Source organism: Nocardiopsis sp. NPDC101807, from assembly GCF_044766605.1.
Lineage (GTDB): Bacteria > Actinomycetota > Actinomycetes > Streptosporangiales > Streptosporangiaceae > Nocardiopsis > Nocardiopsis tropica.
Genome location: NZ_JBIWMK010000001.1, coordinates 70,943 through 88,466 on the forward strand (window position 1 = coordinate 70,943; position 17,524 = coordinate 88,466).

Here is a 17,524-nt window from a genome sequence, read left to right on the forward strand (position 1 = left end):
GGCGATGACGACTATAGGGGAAATGAAAATCATTGTCAGCAGGTGGTGACAATGTGGGCATGATCGCGAGTGGTTATCGTTTTCACTAAGATGAGGCAACCCCCTCCCGATCCGCCAGAGAGTGAGAGACCACGCGTGTCACCGACGACGCCGAACCAGACCGATCCCCGCCGGCTACGGGGCTCCCCGATCCTCGACCCCGCCTTCGTGCGCCTGTGGTGCGGGACCACGGCATCGGGCCTGGCGACCTGGGCCCTGCCGTTCATCCTCGGCCTGGCGGTGCTCGACGGCTCCCTCGGCGCCGTGAGCCTGGGGCTGGTCCTGGCCACGCGGACCGCGGGGTTCCTGGTCGCGGTCCCCCTCGGCGGACTGCTCGCCGACCGCCACTCCCGACGGTCCGTCGTCCTGTGGTCGGGGCTCGCGGCGGCCGCCGCCACACCCGTCCTCGCCCTGGGGCTGGGCTCCTCCACCGCGCTCATGGCCGCGGCGGCCGCCGTGGTGGGCGTCGGCCAGGGCGCCTGCCGCCCCGCGTTCCAGGCGCTCACCGCCGAGGTCGTCGCCCCCGAGGACAGGCAGCAGGCCAACGCGGCCCTCACGTTCTCCGTGCGGGGCGCCACCCTGCTCGCCCCCGGTCTGACCGCGCTGCTGTCGACGGTGACCGGCACGGGCGCCCTGATCCTGGTCACGGCCGCGCTGTGGCTCGCGGCCGCGCTCCTGCCCCCGGCGGGCGCCGCGGCGGGGACCGGGGAGCGGGGAACGCGCGCCGCCTTCCACACCGAGTTCCTCGAAGGGCTCGCCGAGGCCCGCAGGCACCCCTGGTTCGTCGCCGGGCTGGGCGCCCTCACCGTGGTGATCGCCCTGGGCTACTCCGCCACCAACGTCCTGCTCCCCCTGGCCAGCCGCGACCACTACGGGACCGAGGCGGTCCTGGCCGGCGCTCTCACCGCCTACACCGGCGGCGCCCTCCTCGGCGCGGTGCTGGTCTCCCGGTGGCGGCCCCCGGCCCAGGGGTGGACCGCCCTGGCCGGGCTGGCCCTCTACGGCCTGGCCCCGCTGAGCCTGATCCTGCCCGTGGGCCCCCTGGCGGTCATGGCCGCGTACGCGGTGGTGGGGATCGGCGTGGAGCTGTTCAACGTCCCGTGGTTCACGGCGGCGCAGCGGGAGGTGGAGCCCGGCAAGCTCGCGCGGGTCTCCTCCCTGGACTTCCTGTTCTCCTACGGGCTCGCGCCCGTGGGCCTGGCCCTGATCGCCCCGGCCGCGCAGGCCTTCGGCGCCGGGCCGGTGCTCCTGGCGTGCGCCGTGCTGTGCGTGGCGGCGCCCGCGCTGGCCGCGCTGGCCCCCGGGGCCCGGGAGTTCCGGACCCCCTGAGCCCCGGGCCGGGGCGGCCTCCGGGACCGCCGGGACGGCCGCCGCCGCGCCCGGCGCGGCGGTCCCGGGGCCCGGGAGCGACCCTCAGGCCCTCCGGTCCGCGGGGACGTGGCGGGTCGGCGGCCCGGTGTACTCCGCCAGGACCGGACGGGGGAGCGGCCCCTTGATCCTGGCGCCCGACCCGTGCTCCTCCCAGGCGTGGGCGAGGATCCCGACGGAGCGGGAGAGCACGAACAACCCCCGCGCCAGCTCGGCGGGGAACCCCAGGGACGCGTAGACGACCGCCGTGGCGCCGTCCACGTTCATGGGGACGGGTCTCGCACGCCCCTCGGACAGAGCGGCCTCCAGGGCCAGGGCCGACTCCAGGGGGCCGCCCGGCACCACGCCCTCCTCCACGGCCGCCCCGACCAGGCCCAGGAGTGGGTCGCGGCGGGGGTCGCGGGGGTGGAAGCGGTGGCCGAACCCGGGCACGTACTCCCCCCGGGCGCGGTACCCGGCCACCTCGTCGGCGGCCGCGCGGTCCACCGGGGCGCCCCCGGCGCGCAGGTCCGCCATCCGCTCCAGGAGCTCCACGCACTGCTGTCCCGCTCCGCCGTGGACGTCCCCGAGGAGGTTGACGCCGGTGGCGACGGCGCTGTTGAGGCCGACGCCGCAGGTGGCCGCCATGCGCGCGGCCGCGATCGAGGGCGCCTGGGGGCCGTGGTCGACGGCGGCGACCAGGGCCGCCTCCAGCAGTCGGGACCGGCGGGGGTCGGGCAGCTCCCCGCGCAGCATGAGCCACACGGTGTCCACGAACGAGGCCTGCCCGATCAGCTCCTGGACGGGGTAGCCGCGCGGCTCGATCTCGCCCGGGGCGATCCTGATGACCCCCGTGGACCACCAGCTCCCGATCTCGCGGCGGGTCATGGTCTCCTGGCCGGTGTCGCTCATACGGTTCCCTCCTCGCGCAGTCTGTCGATCTCCTCGTCGGCGAACCCCGCCTCGCGCAGGACCTCCGCCGTGTGCTCCCCGAGCACGGGGGGCGGTCCGGGCGGGGCGAGGGCGGCCCCGTCCACGTGCACCCCGCTGCCGAGGACCCGCAGCTCGCGCCCCTCCTCCCCGGGGAAGGGGAGCGTGTGCACGAGGCCCCGGTGCTCCACCTGGTCCAGGTCCAGCGCCTCGGACACGCTCAGGACGCGGGCGGCCGGGACGCCCGCCTCGGACAGCTCCCGCTCCCACTCCCGGGCCGTGCGCCGGGCGAGGTGCTTCTCCAGCTCCTCCCGCAGGGCGTCCCTGTGGGCCTTGCGGTCCTCCCGGCGGGCGAAGCGCGGGTCCGAGGACAGGTGGGGTGCGCCGACCAGGGCGCACAGGGCCTCGAACTGCTCCTGCTTGTTGGCGGCGATGTTGAGCGCGCCGTCGGACGCGGCGAAGGTGCCGGAGGGCGCGGCGGTGGCGTTCTCGTTGCCGATGGGGGACGGCTCGACGCCGGTGGTCAGGAAGTTGGAGACCCCCCACCCCATGGCGGTGATGGCGGTCTCCAGCATGGACACGTCCACGCTGGCGCCGATCCCGGTCCGCTCGCGCCGCACGAGCGCGGTGCTGACCGCGAAGGCCGCGGCGAGGCCGCCCAGGACGTCCGCGACGGGGAAGCCGGCCCGGAGCGGCCCGGTCCCCGGGGTGCCGGTGGCGCTCATCATCCCCGAGAGCCCCTGGACGATCTGGTCGTAGGCGGGGCGCCCGCTCATGGGGCCGTCGGCCCCGAACCCGGAGACCGCGCAGTACACCAGCCGGGGGTTGATCTCGCGCAGCCGCTCCCAGCCGAAGCCCAGCCGTTCCAGGACCCCGGGGCGGAAGTTCTCCAGCAGCACGTCGGAACCGCGGACCAGCCGCTCCATCACCTCGCCGCCCCGCGGGGACTTGAGGTCGAGCGTGAGGGAGCGCTTGCCGGCGTTCTGCGCCAGGAACGACGCGCCCAGGCCCCGGGCGCTGAGGTCGGGGGCGGCTCCGAGCCGCCGGGCGAGGTCCCCGCTGCCGGGCACCTCGACCTTGACCACCTCCGCCCCCATGAGGGCCAGCTGGTAGCCGGCGTAGGGTCCGGCCAGGACGTTGGTCATGTCCAGGACGCGGACCCCGGCCAGCAGGGGTTCGGGCTGTTCCGCCGGGCTCATCGGGGCGTCCTTCCCGGTGCGGCGGGCCCGCCCAGGGGGTCGAGCCCGATGCCGGTGATGCGGCCCGCCGCGCCGACGACGGCCGAGGTGAAGCTCTCGACCGCGGCGTCGGTGAAGCGGGCGGTGGGCCCGCCCACGGCCAGGGCGGCGACGGGGACCGTGCCGTCCGGCCCGTACACGGGGGCGGCGACGCCGGAGGCCCCGGTCTCGCGCTCGCCGTGGCTGACCGCGTAGCCCAGCCGCGCGGCGCGTCCGACCTCCTCCTTGAGCCGGCTGAGGTGTCCGGGGCCGTGGGGCGAGGCCGCCGAGACGCGCAGGAGCAGGGACTCGGGGGCGCCGATGAGGAGGACCTTGCTGGCGGAGCCGCCCCACAGGACCATCTCGTCACCGGTGTTCACGACGTGGCGGAGCCGCTGGGGGCCCTCCTCCTGGGCGACGCACACGCGCACCGCGTCCGCGCGGACGTAGAGGTTGACGGTCTCCGCGGTGTCCGCGACGAGTTCGCGCATCACCGACCGGACCGCCTCGGGGACCCTCCAGACCGCGTGGGCCAGGCGGGCCCACCGCAGCAGCCCGGGGCCCACCCCGATCCGGCCGTCGGGCCGGGTCCACAGCAGCCCCCGCTGTTCCAGGGTTCCCACCAGTCGCAGGACGGTCGTCTTGGCCAGCCCCGTCCGCTCGGTGAGCTCCCGCACGGTGTGGGCCTGGTGCGTCTCGTCGAACAGGTCCAGCAGGTCCAGTGCGCGCGCCACGCTGCGCACGGAGCCGTCCGCGTCGCCTCCCGGCATGTCTCCTCCTCGCCAGTGGTCCACTGTGTGGTCTCTATGATCCATCAGGTGGACTCGCGGCGACAGCCTAGCGCACGGGGCGGATCCCCGTACAGACCCGCCCTCGCCGGGCGCCCCCGCCCCGAACACCGCGCCGCGAAAAAAGTCGCTGGAAGAGGCGCATACACCCGGACCGCGACAAACACGTTACGGGCGCGTGTCATCCTCCCGTTGACAGGAGCCATTGTGACCCGCATCATTCTCGGAACCAGCAAGCGGCCCTCCTGGTCCACCTGGTGGACCAGAGGGTCGAGAGGAAGTGAAGGATGAAGAACCAGCGGATCCTCCGCTCGGTGGGAGCGGTGGCCTCCGTCCTCGTCGTCGGCGCCGCCGCGGCCAACGCCGCGCTCTCCGACACGGGCGCGTCCGAGGCCCGGGCCCGGGTCGACATCGTCGTCCCGGCCGACCCCGGCGGAGGCTGGGACCTGGTGGCGCGCGAGGCGCAGCACTCCCTGCGCGTCAACGGCATCGTCGAGAACACGCAGGTCCTCAACCTGCCCGGGGCCGGCGGCACGATCGGCCTCGCCCAGACGGTCCGCCGGGAGGGCGACGCGACCACCCTGATGACGACGGGCACCGTCATGATCGGCGGCATCATCGTCAACGACTCGGCGCAGACCCTGGAGGACGTGGTCCCCATCGCCCGCGTCGCCGACGACTACGAGGTGTTCGTGGTCAGGGAGGACTCCCCGTTCGAGGACATGTCCGACCTCGTCGCGGCCTGGGAGGACGACCCGGGTTCGGTCGCCGTCGGCGGCGGCTCCCTGGGGGGCACCGACCACCTCCTCGCGGGCCTGGCGGCCCAGTCCCGGGGGGTGGACCCCCAGAGCGTCAACTACATCCCCTTCGCGGGCGGGGCCCAGGCGCTCACGTCCCTGCTCTCGGGCAGCATCGACGTCGGCGTCTCCGGCTACAACGAGTTCCGCGACCAGGTGGAGGCGGGCAACCTCCGCGTCCTCGGCGTCTCCGCGGAGGAGCGCGTGCCGGGGCTGGAGGAGCACCCGACCCTGCCCGAGCAGGACGTGGACGCCGTGCTGCCCAACTGGCGCGGCTTCATGGCCGCGCCCGGCATCAGCGACGCCGAGCGCGAGGAGCTGACCGCCATCGTCGAGGAGATGGTCCGCACCCCCGAGTGGCAGGACACCCTCGAACGCAACCGGTGGGAGGACACCTTCCAGTCCGGACCGGAGTTCGAGGAGTTCCTCGCAGCCGAGATCGACCGCATCACCACCGTCACAGAGGACCTGGGACTGTCATGAGCCTGAGCAGCACACCCGCGGAACCGCGCGGGACCGCCGCCGGACCGCGCCCCGCGCGGCCGGCCCGGCGCTGGTGGAGGGGGCGGAGCGAGATCTTCGTCGGCCTGCTCACCATCGGCATCGGCCTCTTCCTCGGCGAGCAGACGCTCACCATGCACGTGCCCGACAACTCGGCTTCGCCGGGGCCGCAGTTCTTCCCCGCCGTCGTCGCGGTCCTGATGGTCGTCCTGGGCGCGGCCCTCGCCCTCCAGGTGATCCGCCGCCCCGCCCCGGAGCCGGAGGCCGGCCCCGCCGACGCCGAGTCCAGGGCGCACGACCAGGCCGGGGCCGTCGGCGAGCTGGTGGACGGCGAGCGGTCCCCCGCCGGCGCGCCCGCCACCCACAGCGACTGGCGCACGGTCGGCCTCGTGATCGGCTCGGTCGCGCTCTTCGCCCTGCTGCTGCAGCCGGTGGGCTGGCTGCTGTCCGGGGCCCTGCTGTTCTTCGGCGTCGCCTGGGCCTTCGGCGACAAGCGGCGTCCCGTGTTCGAGGCCGGCGTGGCGCTGGTCTACTCCTCCGTCGTCCAGCTGGCGTTCGTCGCCGGGCTGGGCCTGAAACTTCCCGCCGGGATCCTGGGAGGGGTGCTCTGACATGGAGACGCTCGGACTTCTCGGGGGCGGCTTCGCGGCCGCCCTCACCCCGGAGAACCTGCTGTGGGCGCTGGTCGGCGTCGTGCTCGGCACCGCGGTCGGCGTCCTGCCCGGCCTCGGGTCGGCGATGGCGGTGGCCCTGCTGCTGCCCGTGACCTTCAAGCTCGACCCCACGGGCGCGTTCATCATGTTCACCGCCGTCTACTACGGCGGGCTCTTCGGCGACTCCACGACCTCGATCCTCATGAACACCCCGGGCAACAGCTCGGCCATCGCCACGGCGATCGAGGGCCACAAGATGGCGCTCAAGGGCAGGGCGTCCCAGGCCCTGGCCACGTCGGCGATCGGCGCGTTCGTCGGAGCGGTCGTCTCCACCGCCGTGGTGGCGTTCTTCTCGGGCGTCATCATCGACATCGCCCTGCGCTTCGGCCCCGCCGAGTACTTCGCGCTGGCCGTCTTCGCCTTCCTGGCGACCTCCGCGGTCGTCGCCCAGTCCATGGTGCGCGGCCTCATCGCGCTCTCCATCGGCCTGTCGCTGGCCATGGTCGGCATCGACTCCCAGAGCGGCGCGGCCCGCTTCACCCTGGGCATCCCCTCCCTGTTCGAGGGGGTCAGCATCATCACGGTGACCGTGGGCCTGCTCGCTCTGGGAGAGGTCCTCCACGTGGCCTCGCGCGTGCACCGGGGCGGGGGCCGCACGGCCGAACTCCTGCGCACCACCGGCACCCCCTGGCTCAGCGTGCGCGACCTCAAACGCGCCGTGCCCGCGTGGATCCGCGGACTGGGCTTCGGCCTCCCCTTCGGCGCCGTCCCCGCGGGCGGCTCGGAGATCCCCACGTTCCTGGCCTACGGCACCGAGCGCAAGCTGTCCCAGCTCCGGGCGCGCAGGGGCAAGCGCCCCGACGAGTTCGGCGAGGGCGCGATCGAGGGCGTGGCCGCCCCGGAGGCCGCCGCGAGCGCCACGGCGGGCACCGCGATGGGCGCCCTGCTGGGGCTGGGCCTGCCCACCTCGGCCACGGCGGCGATCATGCTGGCCGCCTTCCAGCAGTACGGCATGCAGCCCGGCCCGCTCCTCTTCGAGCGCAACGCCGACCTGGTGTGGGCGCTCCTGGCCAGCCTGTTCATCGGCAGCGTCATGCTGCTCATCCTCAACCTGCCCTTCGCACCGCTGTGGGCCAAGCTGCTCCTGATCCCGCGCCGCTACCTGTACGCCGGCATCACCGGTTTCGCGGTGCTGGGGGTCTACGCCTCGTCCTACTCGGTGATCGAGCTGTGGCTCCTGATCCTGCTGGGGCTGCTCGGGTTCATGATGCGGCGGTACTCGATCCCGGTGGCCCCGGTGCTCATCGCGGTCATCCTGGGCCCGCTCGCCGAGACCGAACTCCGCCGCGCACTGGCCATCGGCCAGGGTGACGTGGGCGCGCTCTTCGCCGGCCCGATCACCATCGGCATCTACACGGTCATCCTCGCGGCCGTGGCCCTGGTCGCCGTCGCCCGGATGCGCTCGGCGCGCCGGAGCCGGACCGAGGCCGGGTCCGAGTCCGCCGAGAAGACGGAGGTTGGCGGGTAGGCGGGACGCCGGTCCCTCTGCGGAGGCCCCGGGCGCGGCGACCGCCGTGCCCGGGGCCTCCGCCGTGGACGCCTCGTGCCGCTAGCCTGCCGGACATGCACCCAGTCGAACTCTCCAGCACCAAGCTCACCCTTCGGGAACTGCGTCCTACCGACGTCGACGACCTGCTCCGGGTCTACGGAGACGCAGAGGCGGTCAGGCACCTGTCCTTCACACCGCGAACCGGGCAGCAGTGCGCGACCATCGTGGAAGCCGCGATCGCCGACTCCGAGCAGAAGGACAGGGGCGTCTACATGCTCGCTGTCGCACGGCAGGAGGAGCTGGTCGGCACCGCTCGCCTGGCCGTGGACGAGCGCCCCCACAGCGCGCAGATCGGCTTCGCCCTGCGACCGGACCTGTGGGGGCAGGGGTTCGGTAGCGAACTCGTCCAGCTCCTGCTCCGGCTCGGCTTCGACGAGCTGGGGCTCAAGCGGATATGGGGCGCCCGCTCACCGGAGAACCAGGCTTCTGAGCGCGTCATGCTCCGGGCCGGAATGGTGGAGGAGGGACGGATCCGGAGACACCTGTGGACCCGGAACGCCTGGCGCGACTCCATCGTCCACTCGATCCTGGACGACGAGCGGACTCCCAACTTGGTGACGCACAAGCCATAGGTCCCACCCGAAGCCCAGGTCACAGGCCGAGCGACGGGAGGCGATCCCGACACACATCAGGGCCTTCCATCGAACTCTGCACGAAACACCCCGCACTTGGATTTCGTGTACGGCCACGGACTCGCGTTGGTCGGCTCCCTCTCTCTGCGCTGGGGACCTCTGCAGGTCGGCACCGGTGTGTTCGCCGCACTTCCCCGATGGCCCCGAACAGCCCGGGATCAGCTGTTGGACGTCGCTCCTCCCCCGGAGGAGCAGCGGTCGGCCACAAGCCGGGGCACCCCGTCCGAGCACTGACCCAAACCTGCCCCGGACCGGCCGCCAAAACAACTTTTATTCGCAGGCGCGAATAAACCCAGAAACCTTGACCTCCACCCCTGATATCTCTAACTTTAATTCTGAATTGTGCTGGACGGAAAGGTTATTTCGTGGCACTTCAGAAGCTTTCTGGCGACTGCAACCGCAACGACTGTCCCGGTGTCTACACGAGCGGCGACGGTTCCGTCATCGTTCAGGGCCCCCTACTGACCACCACCGAAGGGCTGACCTTCTCCGAAGGCGAGGTCGCTGTCCGCATCCCCGCCCACCTGATCGAGGAGGCCGCCCGTGCGCTTGGAAGGTGAGGCCTGGCAGGAGTTCTTCCACTCCTTCCAACGGGAGGCGTTCCGGCTCGAAACCCTGCCCGGTTACACCGTGCCCGAGGAAGAGGACGAGCTACGTCAGTTCCTGGCCGGGGTGGCCCGCCCGCCTGAGGAGCTGCATACCGACACCTACCTGATCAAGGTCCGCGAACACATCGAGGCCGGCCGCCGGATGCGCCGGGTCCACACCCTCACCAGCCCGCTCAACAACCACCTGAGGTTTCAGTTTGAATGGGGCTATGCCTTCAGTGTCGAGGCGGGCGAGGAGATCCACATCCTCGACTTCGCCACCACCCCTGACCCCGGGCTGCCCCGACAGGATTTCTGGCTCTTCGACGACGAGCACGTGGTGCTGATGCACTACGCTGCCGACGGCACCCAGACCGGCCGGGAACTTCTGGAGGACGCAGACCCCGCCCCCTACGTCCGTTACAAGGAACTGGCCCTGAGACACGCCGTCCCCTTTCCCGAGTACTACAAGGCCGCACCGCTTGACCCTTGAGCCCGAACACGCTGACCGGCAGCGCGGCGAGTTGGCCGACGCCCTGCGTCGCCTGCGCCGCGCTGCCGGCCTGACCGGTGCCAGCCTTGCTACCCGTACCGGAATGAGCCAGGCCAAGGTCAGCAAGATCGAGAACAACCGCGTTCGCCCCTCGGTGGTGGACGTCGAACGCATCCTCACCGCGCTCGAGGTGTCCACCACCGGCGAGGACGGTGCCCGACTGCTGGAGTTGGCCCGGGCCGCCAACTCCGACTACCAGGGGTTCCGCACTGCCCTACAGCGGGGTCTGGGCGAGCTCCAGCGGGATCTGGCCTCGATCGAAAACGCCGCCTCAACGGTGCGTTTCTTCCTGCCGTGCATGATCACCGGGCTGCTCCAGACCCCCGAGTACGCGCGCCAGACTCTGATGCACCCGCTGGTGAACCGCGGTGCGGAGTGGCAGTCAGCGCTGGCTCGGCGTCTGGAGCGCCAGCAGGTCCTCTACCGCCCCGGCAAACGGTTCGTGTTCGTGCTGACCGAGGCCGCGTTGCGCTGGCCGTTGTGTCCGCCTGCGGTCATGGCCCTGCAGATGGACCGGATCGCCTCCCTCAGCGAACTCGCGGGGGTCGATATCCGCATCGTTGCGGCCCACCCTGCGGTGCCCAGCGGCCCGCTCAACGGCTTCACGCTCTACGACGACCGCCTGGTCACCGTGGAGGTGTTCACCGGGGAACTCGCCCTGCGCGATCCCAAGGACATCTCCTACAGCCGTGAGATCTTCGACTTCTTCCACGAGCATGCCATTTCAGGCGAAAAGTGCCGCTCTTTCCTCGGTGAACTCGCCCGAGAGTTCCGTTCCAGAGCGAAATCGGACATTCCTTAGGGCGAATTTATTCGCACCCGAGAAAGCCCTTCATCTGGCCCATCGGAGTCCCTAGTGTTTCCCGTGCACCAACCCCCTTACCGCAAAGGAGCCCATGTTGCAGGCTGCACCGGAAACCCGGCAGGAGGCCTCGTCCCCCTTCACCCTGGACATCCGCCTGATCGAGAACAGCGACACGACACCGCTGATCAACCTCACCGATGACGGGTGCGGATCCAGCTGCCCCAGCGCCTGCACCACCAGCACGGCGGACTGACCGGTCTCTGTTGCAGGCGGGCGGGTCCGATCTCGGCCTGCCCGCCATAGGAGGAAAGCGGGAATCTTGACTGCGATGACACCGGGCTGGCAGGCAATAGGCCAACCGCACGTGCGCACGCGCGCTCTCCGTCTCGCCGTTCCCGGCGTCCCCGACCTGACCGGTACGGATACCGACTCCTGGAGACGCTGGGCGCGCCAGGTGTGGGCCGAGCCCGCGGTGGCCGAAGCGATCACGCACGCCTCCCCCGCCCTGGCTGCAGGTGTCGAATCGCTGTGCTCCCCAGAACCAGGGGACGTGGCGGTCAAGCGCGCCCGTAAGACCACAGCGGCTCTGCTGCGGTACGTCCTCCGTATCCACCACCGGGCCACACCCTTCGGACTCTTCACCGGGGTGGCGCCGGCCGAGTTCGCCGAGTCTGCCTCCGCCGAGTTCGGAACCGACCATCAGCGTCTCGCCCGCGTCAACGGAGCCTGGATGGCCCAGGTCGTCGAGGATCTGGTCTCGCTGCCCCAGGTGCGCGAACGCCTACTTCTGGCAGCGGACAACACCGTCACCGAGCAGGACGGTGCGTTCACCGTGGCGCAGTTCGCCCGTTCGGGGCCTGGCACCGGCCCTGGAGAGGTACGGGTCGGCGCGTCCCCTCCGGTCCGACTCGTTTTGGACAAAGCACGTACTCCGAGCAGCTGGAATGCCCTGGTCCAGGCGCTCATCAGCAGCCACCCCGGGGGATCGCCCGACCAAGCCGGAGACATGCTCGCCCGTCTGCTGAGCGTGCGGGCCCTGCACCCCCACTTGCGCGCTCCCCTGACGGTCGAGGACCCGCTCGAACACCTCTTGAGTGGCCTCACCGCTCTGGGCAGTCACTCCCTGTCCCAGGTCCGCCCCTGGGTTTCTCGGCTCGAGCAGGTGCACTCCTTGGTCCGCTCGCACAACCGGGGCGGAGCTGATCAGGATCTGCTGCGCAAAGCACAGGAGGCCGTTGACGAGCTCTCACCGGGCCAGCCTCTGGGGGTGGACGTGCGCGTGGACGCCCGCATCAGACTCCCCTGGTCGGTGGCGCGCTCGGCCGAACAGGCCGCGCACCTGCTCGATGTGCTCTCCCCCCACCCGGACGGCCTTCCGGCCTGGCGCGGTTACCGGGAACGCTTCGCTGGCCGCTACGGGGAGCGGCTCGTGCCCTTGGCCGAAATCGTCGACCCCCGAGGGCTGGGGCTGCCTCCCGCTCACAGCGCCCTTGATCAGGCCGCGGCCGGGGAGCGGGTGGGGCAGCGCGAGCGGTGGTTGCTCAAACGAGCCCAGGTGGCGGCGCTGGAGGGTGAGCAAGAGGTCCTCGTGGACGAGCTCGTACAGGAGTTGGCAGCCTCCCGCGAGCTGCGCCCACCAGAGCACACCGAGCTGAACCTGCGTATCGAATCACCCTCGATCAAGGCGTTGGAGAGCGGCCGCTTCCGTCTGGCGGTTCTGGGCGCCTCGCGTGCCATGGCCACCATGGTCGGGCGTTTCGCCACCCTGACCGGCACCACCTCCGGCTGGGCGACCCTATTCGCACAAAGCATGGGCACTGTGCCATTGCAGCTGTCCTTTCCGCCGGTACGAGCGGCGAGCACTCATGTCGCCCACGCCCCGCAACTGGTAGAACACCTCTTGCACATCGGTGAATATCCGGGGAGCGAGAACGGCTCCCTGGGGATGGACCACCTTGCGGTCGGCGACGACGGCCGCGAACTGTTCCTGTGGTCCCACGCCCTGGACACGCGTGTTGAGCCGTTCGTGCCCCATGCGCTGAACCTGCGCTACGCCCCGCCCCTGGCCCGGTTCCTGGCCGAACTTCCCCGGGCCAACAGGACCTTGCTCACCGGTTTCGACTGGGGCGCCGCCTCCGTGCTGCCGTTCCTGCCCCGCCTGCGCTTGGGCAACCTCGTCCTCGCCGACGCCCGCTGGCGCATCACCGCCACGGAACTCCCCCCTGCCGGTGCCAGCTGGCCGCACTGGCGCCAGACCTGGAGTGCCTGGGCGCGGCGGCGTCGCCTTCCCGAGGCGGTTGAGATGGGTGCGGGTGATCAAAGGCTCCGCCTGGACTTGTCCGAGCCCGGATGCCTGTTCCTGTTGCGCACCCACTTGAACAAGGAAGGCAGCGCCGTGCTCACCCAAGCCCCCTCCCCCACCGCCTCGGGGTGGTGCCGCGGTCGGCCGGTCGAAGTGGTCCTGCAACTGCGCCGAGGAAGGTCGGCATGAGAGCGGCGTGCACCACCAGCAGGTCGCGTGCTGTGGCCGCACGGGTCGCCGACCTGCTCGCCACCCCCGAGCAGGCGCGCGCCTGGGCCGGACAGCGTTGGTGGCCCCAGTCCCTGGCCCAGGGTGCGGCTGGGGTCGCGCTGTTGCACATCGAACGCGCCCGCACCGGAGAGGGTTCGTGGGAGCGGGCCCAGGCGTGGTTGGAGTGCGCCGTGGCCCAGGGGGTGGATGCCTCCCCCGCGGCGCACCTGTTCTACGGGGCGCCCGCTCTCGCCTACGTCCTGAACCGGGCACAGAGTGTGCGCCCGGAGTTCGGGCCACAGCTCGCCCGACTCGATGCGACCGTGGACCGGATCGTCACCGACCGTCTGGAGCATGCCCGGGCACGCCTGGCTTCTGGGAAACGTCCGGTGCTGGCGGAGTTCGACACCATCCGAGGCCTGGCCGGGCTCGGCGCCCTGCTCCTGGCCCGCGACGAACACCACCCGCTCCTGCCCGGGATGCTCTCCTATCTGGCGGCCCTGACCGAACCAATCACGGCGGACGGTGCGGAGGCACCAGGTTGGTGGGCCCGCGTTGGCCCCGACGGAAAAGAGGATCCGCGCTTCCCCTCAGGGCACGCCAACACCGGCATGGCGCACGGCATCTGCGGACCGCTCGCGCTCCTCGCCCTGGCACTGCAACGAGGTATCGCAGCCCAGGAATGCGCCGAGGCGATGGGCCGCATTCTGGGCTGGCTCGATGTCTGGCAGCAGGGCAACGCAGACCAGGTCTGGTGGCCTTACTGGATAACCCGCGCCCAGCGCTCCGGGACGGAGAAATTGGTGGTTCCTCAGCGGCCGTCCTGGTGCTACGGGGCTGCCGGGGTCGCCCACGCTCAACTGCTCGCCGCCAAAGCGCTGGGGGACGAGGCAAGAGCAGAGCAGCTCCGGGCAGTGCTCAGCCGGGTGTTCACCACCGCCCCGGTCTCGCCGGTGGTCAACGACGCCTCGCTGTGCCATGGATATGCGGGCTTGGCACTGCTGGCTCACACCACCGGCGCAGGACGCGCGGAAGACCTGCTCGCCCCAGTAGTGGACGGCGGCGACGCGCACACGGTAGCGACAGAGCTGATCTCCACAGGCGGCATCGGCCTCTTGGAAGGCGCGGCCGGAACCGCACTGGTCCTGCACACCCTGACCGGCCCTGCCTCTGAGTCCGGGTGGGCGGGGTTCTTGCTGTGCGACCCAACAGGAGGCGACCGTGGTTGAACAACAGGCGCAGGTCTTGATCACCTGGTCGGACTGGGAGAGCGCCGAAGAGGCAGCGCTCTGCCTGTACCGGGCGTTGGAGGGCTCTGCGGCGCTGCGCCGGTGGTGGTTCATCCGCAAGCGCCCGCACTGGCGGCTGCGCTATAGCGCGGGGCCAGGGGCCGTGGCTCTTCTCGATACCGAGCTCGCAAGGCTCCGCTCTGGCGGTGCCGTATCCGACTGGATGTACTCCGTCTACGAACCGGAGGTTCACGCCTTCGGAGGCCGGACGAGCATGGATCTGGCCCACCACCTGTTCCAGGCTGACAGCAGCTACACCCTGGCCTACCTGGACCGCCTCCGCACGTCCCCTGAACAGGAGTTGGGGCGGCGTGAACTAGCGCTCCTCCTCGGGTCCGCCCTGCTGTGCGGTGCGGGCCTGGACTGGTTCGAACAGGGGGACGTGTGGGCACGTGTGGCCGAGCTGCGCCCCTCCACCGAACTTTTCACCTCCGACGACCGACTCCGCGCGCAGGTGTACACCCTCATGCGCACCGCTCCCAAGGGTGTGGACACCACAGAACCACTGGGAGCGCTCGCCCCGTGGGCAGAAGCCTTCACCACGACCGGCCGAGCAGTGGCGGACCTGTCAACCCGCGGCCTGTTGGCCCGAGGGCTCAGAGCCGTGCTCGCCCACCACCTGATCTTCGCCTTCAACCGGTGGGGCCTGCCCTACCGCGACCAGCACATCCTGACCACAACTGCGAAAGAAGTTGTCATGACCGACACCACCCACACCACGGCTTCCTCGGCCGATGCCGCCCGGCTCCGAGAAGAACTCGTCGACCAACTGCGCCAGAGCGGCCACATCCGAACCGAAGCGGTAGCCGACGCATTCGGATCGGTCCCCAGGCACGCCTTCGTCCCCAACGCCAGCTTGGAAGAGGCCTACACCAACGCGCCCGTGCACATCAAGCACGACGAGAACGGCGCATCGATCAGCTGCGGCTCCCAGCCCGGCGTGGTCGCGATGATGCTCGAACAGGCCGCCCTGGAACCCGGCATGCGCGTCCTCGAACTCGGCGCCGGCACCGGGTTCAACGCCGCCCTCCTGGGCCACCTGGTCGAACCGGCCGGATCGGTGACCACCATCGACGTCGACACCGACCTGGTCGACGGAGCCCGGGCACGGTTGAAGGAGAACAACATCACCAACGTGCAGGTCCTCCGAGGAGACGGAGCACTCGGCCATCCCGAAGGCGGCCCCTTCGACCGGATCATCGCCACGGTCGGCTCACACGACGTACCCCGTGCCTGGGTGGACCAGCTCGCCCCGGGTGGAAGGCTCATCGCCCCGGTGCGCATCGCCGGGGACGTCTCCCGCTCCATCGTCTTCGAAGCCGACGGCGCCCACTGGTCGAGCACCGACAGCCAGCTGTGCACGTTCATGCCGCTGCGCAGCGGAGGGATCGGCGACGACCCCCGCACCGTCCTGGCTCTGGACACCGACGCCACCGTGCTGCTCCAGACCAACCAGGACCAGGCCATCGAACGCGCCCAGGTCCACGAGGTGTTGGCCGAGCCGTCCCGCACTGTGTGGTCTGGGGTGACGTTCGGAAAGGGACAGCCTCTGGACCCGATGTGGCTGTGGCTGGCCACCCGCCTGCCCAACCGCCTCTCGCGCATGCCCGTCACCCGGCCTGCCGTGGACAGCGGCCTGGTCTCACCGGGTCTGCCCTGGGGCGACATGGCCGGGGTGCCCGTGGTCGAGCGCGGCCTGGCCTACCTCACCCTGCGTCCCGTGCAGGACCAGCCGGGCCGTCATGAGCTCGGCGTCATCGGGCACGCCAAGGCCGGACACGTGCTCGCTGGGCAGATGGCCGAACAGGTCGCCGCGTGGGAGCCGCACCGAGATGATCCGCTGCACTTCGCACTGCACTACGACTCGGTTCCCAGTGAAGAGACCGAGACGCGGCGCGTCATGGCGAGGGTCGGCTCCTCGCTGATGGTCGCCTGGGGCGACCCCGTATGAACCTCGAGCGGTGGTTCCCTCTCGTCCCGCGGCCCCGCCCACCCGGTATTCGGCTCGCTGATCGGGTCGGCATGATCGCCCAGGACGCTGTTCTGGCCCGTGAGGGGACCGGGCAAGAGGCGCTGGACGCGGCCTCGCGTGTCTACAACGGGGCAGCTCTGATCGCCTCCGACACCAGGCAGCATGAGCTGGCCCGCACCTGGTGCTGGGAGCACGCTGAGCGCTACCTCGCCCGCCTTCCGTTGAACGCCACGACGGCCCAGCGAGCTCTGGAGCCCGTGGTGAACCTGGCCCGTTTGCGGATCCGCGCGGGCGATGGTGGACAGGCCTTCACAATGCTCGCCATCCTCCACGAAGGAGTGCGTACAGGGCAGGCGATTGTGGTCGACGGTCGAGCGCTGCCCCTGAACCGCATCACCGCCACTGCGGACGACCGCGAGGAACTCCACCGCTGGCTGTGGGCGATCCTGCTCGGTGACGGGCTCCGCGCTCTGACCGCAGCAGGCCGGTGGGACGAAGCCGCAGAGCAGGCCCAGCGACAGGGCGGAGTCGGGGATCGGCTCTTCGACGGGCGCCAGAGCGTGATCATCGCCCACCTGTTGTCGGGCCGCGCTGAGCACGCTTTGGCGCTCATCGAGGGCTCGACCGTACAAGAGCTGTGGGAGCAGGCGCTCCGAGCGGTCCTGGACCTGTGGTGTCGAATGGAACTCTCGGATCAGGCCTCGCTCGATGCCGACGGTCTTCGCAGGAGCGTCAGTAGGGCATTCGATGTGAGCCGGCCTCTGTTCTCCGTACGGCTCGGTTTGGCGGCGCTGCACCTGCTTCATCGTGTGGGAGCCGAAACAGCAGATCTCACCGACACAGTGACGGCGATCGTCATACGTGCCGAGGACGGCTACGCTGCCCGGGACCTGCTCAGCTCGTGGCAGACCACAGCCGACCAGAACAGGAGGCTGGCGAAAGTGCTTGACACGGCTGGCCTTGTCGGGGACGGCCTCCCCACGCACCTACACGAACGATTGACGAACGCAGTCATGACGGCCGCCCTCACACTCGACGCAGCCTCCCCTTCTACTACCCCGGTGGCCCTCAGCCCCGAGTAGTCCGAAAGTTTCTCCTCAGAGATCGGCTTCTACAGCCAGGATCGCACCATCGGACTTCTACGCGGGCCGAATTCGAGGCCGAACCCGGGCAACGATGAGGGACACTCGGTGAGCACGTGAGACGCATGCCGGTCCTCTGGCTCCGCGGAGGACGGTCCCCGCCACCCGCCGCAGGAGCGAGCCGGGGAGGACAGCGTGTCCGGCCGGGGGC

At 70.8% G+C, this 17,524-nt stretch carries 16 protein-coding genes; 13 read left to right on the plus strand and 3 right to left on the minus strand.

All coding sequences use genetic code 11. The features are described from left to right. Positions 1-135: 135 nt before the first annotated feature. On the plus strand, positions 136-1,368 hold the full coding sequence (locus tag ACIRPH_RS00320) for an MFS transporter (protein WP_402907456.1): 1,233 nt from the start codon (positions 136-138) through the stop codon (positions 1,366-1,368). Positions 1,369-1,452: 84 nt separating this feature from the next. Here the strand turns inward: ACIRPH_RS00320 and ACIRPH_RS00325 are convergent, their stop codons facing one another. The 3 genes from ACIRPH_RS00325 to ACIRPH_RS00335 are packed head-to-tail and all read right to left on the minus strand — an operon-like array spanning position 1,453 to position 4,303. Next, on the minus strand, positions 1,453-2,298 hold the full coding sequence (locus ACIRPH_RS00325; RefSeq protein WP_402907458.1) for a citryl-CoA lyase: 846 nt from the start codon (positions 2,296-2,298) through the stop codon (positions 1,453-1,455). Next, complete coding sequence (locus ACIRPH_RS00330) at positions 2,295-3,515, minus strand: CaiB/BaiF CoA transferase family protein (protein ID WP_402907460.1); 1,221 nt, start codon at positions 3,513-3,515, stop codon at positions 2,295-2,297. Before ACIRPH_RS00330 ends, ACIRPH_RS00325 begins: the two co-directional genes overlap by 4 nt. Beyond that, the gene (locus ACIRPH_RS00335; protein WP_402907463.1) at positions 3,512-4,303 is read right to left on the minus strand and encodes an IclR family transcriptional regulator; all 792 of its coding nucleotides are present in this window, start codon (positions 4,301-4,303) and stop codon (positions 3,512-3,514) included. The genes ACIRPH_RS00330 and ACIRPH_RS00335 overlap by 4 nt, the downstream gene beginning before the upstream one ends. Before the next feature lie 305 nt (positions 4,304-4,608). Here ACIRPH_RS00335 and ACIRPH_RS00340 point away from each other — a divergent pair, with 305 nt between their 5' ends. The 12 genes from ACIRPH_RS00340 (at position 4,609) to ACIRPH_RS00395 (ending at position 17,313) form a co-directional block, all read left to right on the plus strand. Then, positions 4,609-5,601 (plus strand): Bug family tripartite tricarboxylate transporter substrate binding protein, encoded by a 993-nt coding sequence (locus tag ACIRPH_RS00340; RefSeq protein ID WP_402907466.1) that lies wholly within the window; start codon positions 4,609-4,611, stop codon positions 5,599-5,601. Beyond that, the gene (locus ACIRPH_RS00345; RefSeq protein WP_402907469.1) at positions 5,598-6,230 is read left to right on the plus strand and encodes a tripartite tricarboxylate transporter TctB family protein; all 633 of its coding nucleotides are present in this window, start codon (positions 5,598-5,600) and stop codon (positions 6,228-6,230) included. Before ACIRPH_RS00340 ends, ACIRPH_RS00345 begins: the two co-directional genes overlap by 4 nt. 1 nt (position 6,231) lies before the next feature. Beyond that, positions 6,232-7,800: a tripartite tricarboxylate transporter permease gene (locus ACIRPH_RS00350; protein ID WP_402907472.1), complete on the plus strand. Its 1,569-nt coding sequence runs from the start codon at positions 6,232-6,234 to the stop codon at positions 7,798-7,800. A gap of 95 nt (positions 7,801-7,895) precedes the next feature. Continuing rightward, positions 7,896-8,453: a GNAT family N-acetyltransferase gene (locus tag ACIRPH_RS00355; protein WP_402907475.1), complete on the plus strand. Its 558-nt coding sequence runs from the start codon at positions 7,896-7,898 to the stop codon at positions 8,451-8,453. 425 nt (positions 8,454-8,878) lie between these two features. After that, positions 8,879-9,073, plus strand: a complete 195-nt coding sequence (locus tag ACIRPH_RS00360; RefSeq protein WP_184365795.1) for a hypothetical protein — start codon at positions 8,879-8,881, stop codon at positions 9,071-9,073. Next, positions 9,057-9,593 (plus strand): DUF6879 family protein, encoded by a 537-nt coding sequence (locus ACIRPH_RS00365; protein ID WP_402907479.1) that lies wholly within the window; start codon positions 9,057-9,059, stop codon positions 9,591-9,593. The genes ACIRPH_RS00360 and ACIRPH_RS00365 overlap by 17 nt, the downstream gene beginning before the upstream one ends. Further along, positions 9,583-10,455 (plus strand): helix-turn-helix domain-containing protein, encoded by an 873-nt coding sequence (locus ACIRPH_RS00370; protein WP_402907482.1) that lies wholly within the window; start codon positions 9,583-9,585, stop codon positions 10,453-10,455. The genes ACIRPH_RS00365 and ACIRPH_RS00370 overlap by 11 nt, the downstream gene beginning before the upstream one ends. A 94-nt stretch (positions 10,456-10,549) precedes the next feature. Next, on the plus strand, positions 10,550-10,711 hold the full coding sequence (locus tag ACIRPH_RS00375; protein ID WP_402907485.1) for an FxLD family lanthipeptide: 162 nt from the start codon (positions 10,550-10,552) through the stop codon (positions 10,709-10,711). 75 nt (positions 10,712-10,786) lie between these two features. Next, a complete protein-coding gene (locus ACIRPH_RS00380; protein ID WP_402909418.1) occupies positions 10,787-12,949 on the plus strand; it encodes a lantibiotic dehydratase family protein in 2,163 nt (720 codons plus the stop codon). A gap of 32 nt (positions 12,950-12,981) precedes the next feature. Further along, complete coding sequence (locus ACIRPH_RS00385) at positions 12,982-14,199, plus strand: lanthionine synthetase C family protein (RefSeq protein WP_402907488.1); 1,218 nt, start codon at positions 12,982-12,984, stop codon at positions 14,197-14,199. After that, entirely contained in the window at positions 14,192-16,210 is a 2,019-nt protein-coding gene (fxlM, locus tag ACIRPH_RS00390; protein WP_402907491.1) for a methyltransferase, FxLD system, read from the plus strand. The genes ACIRPH_RS00385 and fxlM overlap by 8 nt, the downstream gene beginning before the upstream one ends. 71 nt (positions 16,211-16,281) lie before the next feature. Then, positions 16,282-17,313, plus strand: a complete 1,032-nt coding sequence (locus ACIRPH_RS00395) for a hypothetical protein (RefSeq protein WP_402907494.1) — start codon at positions 16,282-16,284, stop codon at positions 17,311-17,313. Positions 17,314-17,524 lie beyond the last annotated feature (211 nt).